The following is a 10,664-nucleotide window of genomic DNA, read 5'->3' as shown; positions in this document are numbered from 1 at the left end:
TTTGAGCCTCCAAACGTGAGCGATTTCACCTCACAACGCCAGACCAGTAGGATAACCGGGCAGTAACTTACGTCACGAAGGAGACCTCATGAGCCCAGCGACAATGCCCCAATCCACGACCCCGGTCGTCGACTTCAAGGTTGATACGACGTCATCGACGACCGATGTCTTCCTCGCGAAGGTTGCCGAGGACGCGAATATGCCGTTGCTGGCCAAACCAGTTGAGAACGGCTGGGAGGAAGTGAGCGCCGGCGAATTCCTCACCCAGGTCCGCACAGCAGCCAAGGGGCTCATTGCTTCCGGAGTCGAGGTCGGGGACAGGGTCGCGATCTTCGGTCCCACCTCCTTCGAATGGACGCTCAGCGACTACGCCGTGTGGTTCGCCGGCGCGATCTCGGTTCCCTTCTACGACACCTCTTCTCAAGACCAGCTGGCCTGGATGATCAAAGACGCTGAAGTCGGCCGTGCCCTTGTCAGCACACGTGAGCACGCGGACCGGGTCGAAGCCGCCGCGGCCGCCGCCGGCATCGCGGCCCCGCAGCTATGGGTGTGGGACCAAGGAGCCTTCGCCGAGCTCGAAACAACCGGGCGCGAGATCAGCGATGACGCCCTCGAAGCTCAGCGCTCACAGGTCACCGGCGAATCGGTCGCCACCCTCATCTACACCTCCGGCACCACCGGCAAGCCCAAGGGCTGCGTCCTCACACACGGGAACTTCGTGCAGACGGTGCAGGCTGCTCAGGAGCAGATCCCCGAGATCTTCACCGGAGGCATGCGCGCCCTGTTGTTCCTGCCGCAGGCACATGTCTTCGCCCGCTTCATCGAGGTCCTTGCGATCAGCTCCGGCGCTCTGCTGGCCCACCAGTCCGACCTGACCAAGCTCACCGACGCGCTCGCAAGCTTCCGTCCATCGTTCATCCTCGGAGTTCCTCGTGTCTTCGAGAAGGTCTTCAACTCGGCACTGGCGACGGCCCAGTCCGGCGGCAAGGAGAAGATCTTCCGTCGAGCAGAACAGGTCGCGGTCTCCTATTCCAAGGCCACGGATGCCGGCAAGGTCCCGGTCGCGCTCAAGCTGCAGCATGCGCTCTTCGACAAGCTCGTGTATTCGAAGCTCCGTACGGTCATGGGCAACAATGTCAGCGCCGCGGTCTCAGGCGGCGGCCCCCTCGGTGCCCACCTCGGCCACTTCTTCCGCGGAGTCGGCCTCGTCGTGCTCGAAGGCTACGGCCTGACGGAGACGACCGCCCCGATCACTGTCAATGTGCCGGAGAAGTCCAAGATCGGCACCGTCGGCGTTCCCCTTCCCGGTGTCAGCGTGGCGATCGCACCCGATGGAGAGATTCTGGCCAAGGGCGTCCCCGTCTTCCGCGAATACTGGAACAATCCCGAGGCCACCGACAAGGAATTCCACGACGGATGGTTCGCCACCGGCGACCTCGGTTCTCTCGACGAGGACGGCTACCTCACGATCAGTGGCCGCAAGAAGGAGCTCATCGTCACCTCGAGCGGCAAGAACATCGCGCCGGCACCTCTCGAAGATGCACTGCGCCGCCACCCGCTCATCGGCCAGCCCGTCGTCGTCGGTGACAACCGGAAGTTCATCTCCGCACTCATCTTCCTCGACTCTGAGATGCTGCCGACATGGTTGAAGAATCATGATCTGCCGGAGATGGACCTGCGCCAGGCTTCTGCCGACGAAACCGTGAGAGCCACCATCGAGCAGGCAGTCGAGAACGTCAACAGAACCGTGTCACGGGCGGAGGGCATCAAGAAGTTCACGATCCTGCCCGTTGAGCTCAGCGAAGACAACGGCTATCTGTCGGCAAAGCAGTCGGTCAAGCGTCACCTCGTCGGCAAGGACTTCGCTGCCGACATCGACGCTCTCTACGCCGACTGACGACTGCTGCGCGCGCTGATCAGACTGCGGGCTGATCAGCGCTCGACCGGTGATCCGAGCGAGACATCAACGCGATCTCATCAAGCGGTTCTTCACCCAGCACCCTACTGGCTTCCTGCGATCTCCGACCAAGACGTAAACTGGTACTTAGATAGTTGAAAATAGAACTTTCCTAAGGGGGACATCATGTCCGATGACACCAGCCGGATGAACAGCTACGTGGCCAAGGGCGAGGAATTCGACCGGGATACGAACTACATCGAAGACCGGATCCTTGCCGATCCCGACTCGCAGTGGCCGGTCGAACCCGGTCGCTACCGGCTCATCGCCGCTCGTGCCTGCCCGTGGGCGAACCGGACGATCATCGTCCGCAGGCTGCTTGGCCTCGAGGACGTCATCTCCATCGGAATGCCGGGTCCCACGCACGACACTCGGTCCTGGACGTTCGACCTCGACCCCGGCGGAGTCGACCCAGTGCTGGGCATCGAGCGTCTGCAGCAGGCGTTCTTCGCACGCTTCCCGGACTACCCCCGCGGAATCACCGTCCCTGCAATGGTCGAAATCGCCAGTGGTGCTGTCGTGACGAACGATTTCCCGCAGATCACCGAGGACTTCTCCACTCAGTGGAAGCAGTATCACAGGGAGGGCGCTCCGGATCTCTGGCCCGAAGAGTCTCGGGAGGAGATGGAGAAGGTCATGCGCCTGATCTACACGGAGATCAACAACGGGGTCTACCGTTGTGGCTTCGCCGGCTCTCAGGAAGCGTACGACGCTGCCTTCGACCGACTGTTCGCTGCTCTCGACACGATTGAACAACGTCTGAGCAATTCCCGGTACCTCATGGGCGGCTCCATCACCGAGGCGGATGTCCGTCTATTCACCACGCTGGTTCGCTTCGACCCCGTCTACTTCGGACACTTCAAGTGCAATCGACAGACGCTGCGGGACTTCGAGAATCTCTGGGGCTATGCCCGTGATCTCTACCAGACTCCGGGATTCGGAGACACCGTGGACTTCACTCAGATCAAACAGCACTACTACATCGTCCACGTCGATGTGAATCCGACGCAGATCGTTCCAAAGGGTCCCGATCTCGCCGGTTGGCTTTCGCCTCATGGCCGAGAGAGGCTGGGTGGCTCGCCTTTCGGCGACGGCACCGCCCCCGGACCCGTCCGCGCCGGTGAGGAAGTTCCGAAGGAGCACACCGCTGCCGCCTGGCTGTGATGACACGGACAGCGCAGCGATGACACGGGAAGTGCAGTGATGCGAACCGAAGGCTCAACCCTCTGAATGACCGGCTGGGCCTTCCGTCCTATCGCAGGTGGCCTCGGGTCGCCCGGCGGCCTTGGCCCGCCTGCGTTTGCGGACTTTCAATACGATCCACACGGCAACGAAGACGACCAGGGCAATGATGACCAGCGTCTGGAAGTAGCCTGCATAGGTTTCCACAATCGACCAGTTCTCGCCGAGGTAGAAGCCGGCAACGATGAGGATGGTGTTCCAGATTGTGCTTCCTGCGGTGGTCAGCACCAGGAACTTAATGATGGACATGTTCCGCATGCCGGCGGGGATGGAGATCAGGGACCGGAAGATGGGGACCATCCGGCCGAAGAACACTGCCTTGTCACCGTGCTTGTCGAACCATCCAACCGTCTTGTGCACGTCATCGACGTCGACCAACGGCATCTTCACGGCAATGCGGCTGATGCGCTCAAGGCCGATCCATTTGCCGAGCGCCCACAGGACGACTGCACCCACGACGGAGCCGACGGTGGCGAGGATGATCGCCAGGACGATGCTCATGCTTCCCTGGCTGGCCGTGAAGCCCGCCAGCGGCAGCACGAGTTCGCTGGGAATCGGCGGGAAGATGTTGTCCAAAAACACCAAGAAACCGACACCGATGGGCCCCAGCGTCTCCATGAGCGTCACGGCCCAGGCGGAGAAGCCGCTGAGATTGTCTGCCGCTGAAGAGCCTGCGGACAGCGTCAGATCGATAGGCAGGGCTGTCGAAATTAGTGTCGGCATGGTCAAAAGTCTAGATTACAGGCGCGGCCCACCACTCCCAGGACCCTCCCAGCGGCTAGTGTTGAAACAGACACCTGCGGGTCAAGATCGAAGGAGCACGAAGTGGCACCAGCCAAAGTACTGGCCTCACGCAACACGGTCGCCGAAGTCGGCCACACCGCCATCAACCAGCCGGGACCAGCCCACCTGATGCGCGCCGTCAAACGCTTCGGCGATCGGCTCGGCAACCAGTTCGGCGCAGCCATCACCTACTTCCTGGTTCTCGCAGTCATGCCGATCGCGATGTTCACCTTCGCCAGTCTGGGCTTCGTTCTCGACGTTGCACGTCCGGACCTTCTTCCGATCGTCGTCGAGCAGATCGAGAAGCAGGTGGGCGGAAACTCATCGCTGACGGAACAGCTGGAGAGCTTCCTCACCAGCTGGCAGTCGGTTGGCATCATCGCCATCCTGGCGGCTCTCTACACAGGCCAGGGATTCATCGGCAACCTCGGTGCCGCGGTGAGAGCACAGCTGCACGCAGACTTCGACGATGTCGTGCCGAATAAGTCATTCGTCAAGAAGATCCTCAACAACGTTGCGACTCTCCTGGGGCTCATCGTGGGCCTGCTGCTCACTGTGGCATTGACCGTAGTCGGCACCGGCCTGGGCTCGATCATCAGCGAGATGCTCGACCTCGGCGGGTTCGGGTCATTGGTCATCAGGGTGGTGCCGTTCATCATCACGCTGGGCGCTGCTTGGCTGATCTTCATGTTCCTCTTCTCCATGCTGCCCGATCACCCGGTCGGCAAAAGAGCCAAAATCAGGGGCTCACTCCTCGGCGCCGTGGCCTTCACGATTCTCATCAACCTGGCCACGGTCCTCGTCGACATCTTCTCCGGCAACAAAGCTGCCGGTGTGTTCGGATCGATCATCGCGATCATGCTGACGATGAATATCTTCGCCCGGATCATCCTCTTCGTTGCGGCCTGGATCGGAACCGCGAACCCGCCCCGGCCACAGGAAGACTCCTCGCCCGAATACCGCTTCGTCGAACCCCAGGTCCAGATCCAGAGTCTCGGTGCTCTGTTGGCCGGCGCCGGCATCATCGCACTCACTCTGCTGGGATTCCGACGCTTCGACGAGCACCAGACGAAACGCGATTAGACAACCCGTTAGACTGAGCGAGAATTCGCTAACTGACCGAGGAGACACGACCTTTGACTGATGCAACGACGGCTCGCCTGAACGAATGGGCGAACAAGCAGACTGCCGCCGAAGAACTCATCCCACTGACCGGACGCCTGTACCGCGAGAATGACGTACTGCTGACGCTGTTCGGCCGGTCGCTGCTGAATAAGTCAGTGATCGGAATGATCAAGGCTCACCGCTATGCCCGCCACTTCCTCGGCGAGGATCTCGACATCGAAGTGACGCTGAAGATCGTACGGGCGCTGGCCGAGCTTGACCTGGGGCCCACCCGAATCGACTTGGGTCGTCTGATCCAGAAGCAGCAGGAGCAGTCCGACTCCGTTGAGAGCTTCCTCTCCGCCGAACTCGCCTCAGTTGCGGGTACCAAGGGTGAGGACGGTGCAGTTCGCGACATCGTGCTCTATGGCTTCGGCCGCATCGGCCGTCTGCTGGCTCGCATCCTCATCGATCGCGCTGGCGGCACAGGTATGCGTCTGCGTGCAATCGTCGTGCGCAAGGGCAGTGACGATGACATCGTCAAGCGCGCATCGCTTCTGCGACGTGACTCCGTGCACGGCAATTTCGACGGCAGCATCGTCGTCGACGAAGAGGCCAACACGATTCAGGCCAACGGAACGCTGATCCAAGTCATCTACTCCAATGATCCCTCGCAGGTCGACTACACCGAGTACGGAATCAACGATGCCGTCATCGTTGACAACACCGGCAAATGGCGTGACGAAGAGGGTCTGTCCAAGCACCTGGAGTGCCCCGGCGCCTCGAAGGTCATTCTCACTGCACCGGGCAAAGGCGACGTCAAGAACATCGTCTACGGTGTCAACGACGCGGCCATTCTCGATGACGATACTGTCATGTCAGCCGCATCGTGCACCACGAACGCGATCACCCCGGTGCTCAAGGCCCTCCATGACAAGTACGGGGTCCGCAACGGTCACGTCGAGACAGTGCACTCGTTCACCAACGACCAAAACCTCATCGACAACTTCCACAAGGGCTCCCGTCGTGGCCGCGCTGCCGGCCTCAACATGGTGCTCACCGAAACCGGAGCGGCCAAGGCCGTCGCGAAGGCTCTGCCCGAGCTCAAAGGCAAGCTCTCAGGCAACGCGATCCGGGTTCCCACGCCGAACGTCTCGATGGCGATCCTCAACCTCAACCTTGAGAATGCAACGAGCGTCGATGAGCTCAACGAGTTCCTGCGTGAGACCTCGATGAATTCGTCGCTGCGCAATCAGATCGACTACGTCTCCTCCCCCGAACTGGTCTCCAGCGACCTCGTCGGATCGAAGCGAGCAGGCGTCGTCGATGGCCTGGCCACGATCGTCGATGACGACCGCGTCGTCGTCTACGTCTGGTACGACAACGAGTTCGGCTACAGCTGCCAAGTCATTCGCTGTGTGGCGAAGATGGCCGGAGTCGACGTTCCTGCGTTCCCCTGATCTGATCGATCCGACCGACTGATCGCATGCGTAAGCGCCCGCAGCCTGAATGGCTGCGGGCGCTTCACTGTCTGTGAGTGTCGGCTCGCCTCGAGTGCTCTCCTGCCTAAGGCGGCTGAGACGTCCTGTCCGTATGCGACCGGTGACCGGCGAACCTGTTCAGGCTCGGTCTCTGCCCCTGCCTGCCTTCTCATTCTCGAACGCGTCGTGAAGCCAGATCGGGGTATAGGTGCGGAACCGATCGGCCAGCTCGTCATCGCTGTCGAGAATCACGGCGAAGCGATCATCAGCGCTGGAGAGTTCATTGGCCCATACCGGTCCCAGACAGGCGAGGATCGCACATGCCAGGACAACCGCGACTGCCAAGATCGGTGTCATCGAGAACAGCATCCATCCGAACAGGAGTCCGATCACCGCAAAGCCGATTGCCACAGCCATACCCGCGTTGCGGCTTCTGGGTGCGCGGGCACGGGCCGGTCTGGCGGAGGCGACTGAGTCGAGGACGTCACGATTGATCCTCGTCCACGCGATGATCGCCCCCAGGGCGCACACGATTCCGATCATGATGAGACTGAATGCTGAGAACAGCAGAACCGTGTCCACCCGAGTCCCCTGCGCCTGCATCGCCGCGCCGAGACCGGCTACGAGCATGGCAAGGGCCAACACGAGCATGCTCAGCAGTCGTGCTCTGCGCACCGCAATGAGTTCGCCGACGATCTGAGCGAGGAACGCCCGCTGGGCAGCATGGTCTGACATCTCGGTCATCGTACGTAGCCCGCCGCCTTGTCCACCGTGTGCGGGAACGTCTCACCTGCCGCGTACTTCTCGAACAGGACGACGAACTGGTCGGCCAGGCGTGTACGCCATCCATCTGTGTCCCCACTCATGTGCGGAGTGACGATGACGTTGTCGGCCTGCCACAAGGGGTGGTCGGCTGGCAGCGGCTCTTCGTCGAAGACGTCGAGGCCTGCACCGGAGATCTCACCTGTCTCGAGTGCATTGACGAGGTCGGAGGTGACAACACCTTCACCACGACCGACATTGACGAAGTAGGCGCTTGACTCCATGGCGGCGAACACCTCGGCGTCGAAGAGGTTCTTCGTTCTGTCCGTCAGCGGCGCGATGTTGATGACCCAGTCGACGCCGGACAAGTGAGAACTCAGCTGAGACGAGTCGATGACGGTCCCGAAGTCAGCGTCTCCGGTCCGTGCGTGGCTGCCGGCTCCGGTGACATTGACGTCGAGGGCGCTGAGGACCCTGGCGATCTCCCGGCCGATCGAACCTGTGCCGACGATCAGAGCCTGGGATCCCGCGAGATTCTTGGTCGATCGACGGTTCCAGACGGACTCTCGTTGGTCCTGAAGTGATCGCAGCGAGTTCTTCGCATGGATCAGGATGTAGTTGAGCACGAATTCCGCGATCGGACGGTCGAAGATGCCACGTGCATTCGTGACCACGACCTCCGAGGCCGAGAGTTCGTCGAACAGCAGCGAGTCCACCCCTGCCGCGGCCGCGTGGATCCACTTCAGGCTGTCAGCGTGTCCGAATTCGCTGCGCAGCGCCTTTGAGAAGAAGTCCCAGAGAAGGAGGACATCGGTGCCGGGGAGAGCGGAGCCCAACTCGTGGGCCTCGACGATCCGCAGCTCGACGTCCTCCTTTCGACCGAGATCAGTGAGCTGGTCCGGAATCTCCGTCCCAGGGGCGTTGAGTATGGTCAGTACCGTCATGAGTCGACTCCTTCAGCCTAGCCTTCTCAGCCAGACTATCGGATGAGTCGGTCTGACTCTGGGAAACGTCCGTCAGACTGGCGGATGAGTCTGCGCCGACTCGCACGAGCTCTCGTTTCGCAGGGTCAGCCTTCAAGGTCTGAGCCAGCGGTGTGTTGGGCAGGAAGCACAGGAAGACGAACCCGAGGAGTGCCAGTGGGGCGACCCACAGGAACAGCGGCACCAAGGCGTCGTTGTACGACGTGATGATGAGAGTATGCAGCGGCTCAGGCATGTCGGCGACGATCTGGGGTGTGAGCCCCGTCGAGGACACCTTGGGCAGCGGCTGCGACGGATTGGCCTTTGCCAGCTCGCCCATCCCGTCTTTGATGTTGTCCAGGAGGCGCTGTGTGAAGACCGAACCGATGAAGGCCATGCCCAAGGTCGCTCCGACCTGGCGGAAGTAGTTGTTCGATGCTGTGGCAGTGCCGACCATGGCAACAGGGAATGCGTTCTGGACGACGAGCACGAGGGTCTGCATGCTCAGTCCCAGTCCGAGCCCCAGCAGAGCCAAGCAGCCCATGGTCTCCCAAGCGGCGCTGTCTGCTTTGAGCTGCGACAGCAGCACAAGAGAGGCCGCCATGATCAGGATGCCCATCAGAGGGTACTTCTTGTACTTGCCGGTGCGGGAGACGACGAAGCCGATGAGCGTCGAGGAGATGAGCATCGTGCCCATCATAGGAACCATCATCAGGCCTGCCACTGTGGCATCGATGCCGTGAACCATCTGCAGATAGGTCGGCATGTAGGAGAGAACACCGAACATTCCGACGCCGATGAACAGGCCGGCGACGGTGCACAGCAGGAAGTCGCGGTTCTTGAACAGGTACATCGGGATGACCGGCTCGCTGACCTTGAGCTCGACGAAGATGAATCCGACGATCGCGAGGACACCGACGACGATGAGGCCGTTGATCTGCCACGATCCCCATTCGTAGTCGTGTCCGCCCCACGCGGAGACGAGGACGATGCAGGAAGTGACGATCGAGACCAGGGCCATGCCGATGACGTCGATCTTCGGACGTGGTCCGGGGGCGCGTTTGGGCACCTTGAGGAAGATGGCGGCAGCGATGAGAGCGATGATGCCCAGTGGGAAGTTGATGGCGAAGGCCCAGCGCCAGCCGGGACCTTCCGTCAGCCAACCGCCGATGAGCGGGCCGGCGACTGAGGACACGGCGAAGGCCGAACCCATGATGCCCATGTACTTGCCACGTTCACGGGCTGGGACCACAGAGGCGATGATGGACTGCGACAGGATCATCATGCCGCCGCCGCCGATGCCCTGGAGCACACGGCCGAAGATGAGCATCGACATGTCGTTTGCGATGAGTGCGAAGACCGAGCCGAGCAGGAAGCAGCAGATCGCGAACATGAAGAGAGGTTTGCGACCGAACAGGTCGCCGACCTTGCCGTAGATGGGCATCATGATCGTCGAGGCGAGCATGAACGCTGTGGACACCCACAGCATCTGGTCAACACCGTCGAGTTCACCGACGATCGTCGGCAGGGCGGTCGCCAGCACCGTCTGGTTGAGGGAGAACATGAACATCGCGATCATCAGTCCCACAAACAACAGGATGATCGCAGATGTCTTCATCTGCTCGGGTTCGCCGTGGTCCTCCGGGGTCTTCGGCATTCCGCCGGCTCTCAGTCCTTGATTGCTTCTCATTTCAGCCTTTGTCATAGTCGGTCCAGAACCTTGAGGAAGAGTCCCAATGATTCTTCGAAGAGTGGTTGCGTGCCGGACTTCTCGTCAATGCGCTCGGGTGAGCGCTTGACCGTCTGACCAGCGTGGTTCAGGGGCACCCGGCACAGTTGGGTGAGCATCCTGGCGCTGCGCCAGGCCGATTCTTCGGTGGAGAACTCCTGCCCCAGGAAGCGCAGACGAGCCAACACGTGTTCGGCCACGAGCTCTTCAAGAGCCTCGGCCCGATCGAAGCGCTTGCTGACCAGCTCCGGATAGCGGGCGAACAGTTTCCTGCGCCGTGCCGGCAGGCTGGGATCCATCGAACCCATGAGCAGCACTTCGCGGACGAAACGGGCAGTGTCCTCGGCCAGGTCCTCCACCCCTGAATCAGAGTGGACGTAGTCATCCACCAACTTGGCGTCGATATTCGACTCGTCGAGCCCGACGATGGCGTCTTCCTTCGTCGCGTAGTAGTTGAAGAAGGTTCGTGTGGATACGCCGACATCGGCGGCGATATTCGCCACCGTCGCGCATTCGAGTCCCTCGTCGAGAACCCGAGTGATTGCCGCGTCGTGCAGCGCATGACGCGTCTGACGCGCCTTTTTGGCACGGAGGGATTCGGGTTCGGATTCACGCATGAGACCATTTTTGCATCTCATGCAACT

9 protein-coding genes are annotated in these 10,664 nt (G+C 61.2%); 4 read left to right on the top strand and 5 right to left on the bottom strand.

Annotated elements, in window-relative coordinates; genetic code table 11:
* Window positions 1-88 precede the first annotated feature (88 nt).
* Window positions 89-1,897, top strand: coding sequence for an AMP-dependent synthetase/ligase (locus tag HU144_RS11680; RefSeq protein ID WP_235351473.1), 1,809 nt, complete (start codon window positions 89-91; stop codon window positions 1,895-1,897).
* Window positions 1,898-2,083: 186 nt separating this feature from the next.
* Window positions 2,084-3,121, top strand: coding sequence for a glutathione S-transferase family protein (locus tag HU144_RS11675; protein ID WP_096167298.1), 1,038 nt, complete (start codon window positions 2,084-2,086; stop codon window positions 3,119-3,121).
* 54 nt (window positions 3,122-3,175) lie between these two features.
* Here HU144_RS11675 and HU144_RS11670 read toward each other — a convergent pair whose 3' ends face one another.
* Window positions 3,176-3,922 carry a DedA family protein gene (locus HU144_RS11670; RefSeq protein ID WP_235351472.1) on the bottom strand — a complete coding sequence of 249 codons (747 nt, stop codon included), beginning with the start codon at window positions 3,920-3,922 and terminating at the stop codon, window positions 3,176-3,178.
* Between the two features lie 102 nt (window positions 3,923-4,024).
* Between HU144_RS11670 and HU144_RS11665 the strand changes: the two genes are divergently transcribed.
* Both HU144_RS11665 and HU144_RS11660 read left to right on the top strand, forming a co-directional pair.
* A complete protein-coding gene (locus tag HU144_RS11665) occupies window positions 4,025-5,065 on the top strand; it encodes a YhjD/YihY/BrkB family envelope integrity protein (RefSeq protein ID WP_235351471.1) in 1,041 nt (346 codons plus the stop codon).
* 53 nt (window positions 5,066-5,118) lie between these two features.
* Window positions 5,119-6,546: a glyceraldehyde-3-phosphate dehydrogenase gene (locus HU144_RS11660; protein WP_198396340.1), complete on the top strand. Its 1,428-nt coding sequence runs from the start codon at window positions 5,119-5,121 to the stop codon at window positions 6,544-6,546.
* 159 nt (window positions 6,547-6,705) lie between these two features.
* On the opposite strand, the gene HU144_RS11655 is transcribed toward HU144_RS11660, so the two are convergent.
* From HU144_RS11655 to HU144_RS11640, 4 genes are read right to left on the bottom strand one after another with little or no spacing between them, the layout of a single operon-like run.
* Window positions 6,706-7,302: a hypothetical protein gene (locus HU144_RS11655; RefSeq protein ID WP_235351470.1), complete on the bottom strand. Its 597-nt coding sequence runs from the start codon at window positions 7,300-7,302 to the stop codon at window positions 6,706-6,708.
* Between the two features lie 5 nt (window positions 7,303-7,307).
* Window positions 7,308-8,273, bottom strand: a complete 966-nt coding sequence (locus HU144_RS11650) for a D-2-hydroxyacid dehydrogenase (protein WP_235351469.1) — start codon at window positions 8,271-8,273, stop codon at window positions 7,308-7,310.
* Window positions 8,215-9,981, bottom strand: a complete 1,767-nt coding sequence (locus tag HU144_RS11645; RefSeq protein ID WP_235351468.1) for an MDR family MFS transporter — start codon at window positions 9,979-9,981, stop codon at window positions 8,215-8,217. Before HU144_RS11645 ends, HU144_RS11650 begins: the two co-directional genes overlap by 59 nt.
* Before the next feature lie 11 nt (window positions 9,982-9,992).
* Window positions 9,993-10,637, bottom strand: coding sequence for a TetR/AcrR family transcriptional regulator (locus HU144_RS11640; protein ID WP_096167287.1), 645 nt, complete (start codon window positions 10,635-10,637; stop codon window positions 9,993-9,995).
* Window positions 10,638-10,664 lie beyond the last annotated feature (27 nt).

Origin of the sequence: Brevibacterium sp. UCMA 11752 (assembly GCF_021532235.1) — a bacterium.
In the GTDB taxonomy this organism is placed as follows: domain Bacteria; phylum Actinomycetota; class Actinomycetes; order Actinomycetales; family Brevibacteriaceae; genus Brevibacterium; species Brevibacterium antiquum.
This window is presented reverse-complemented; position numbering and strand designations above follow the sequence as displayed.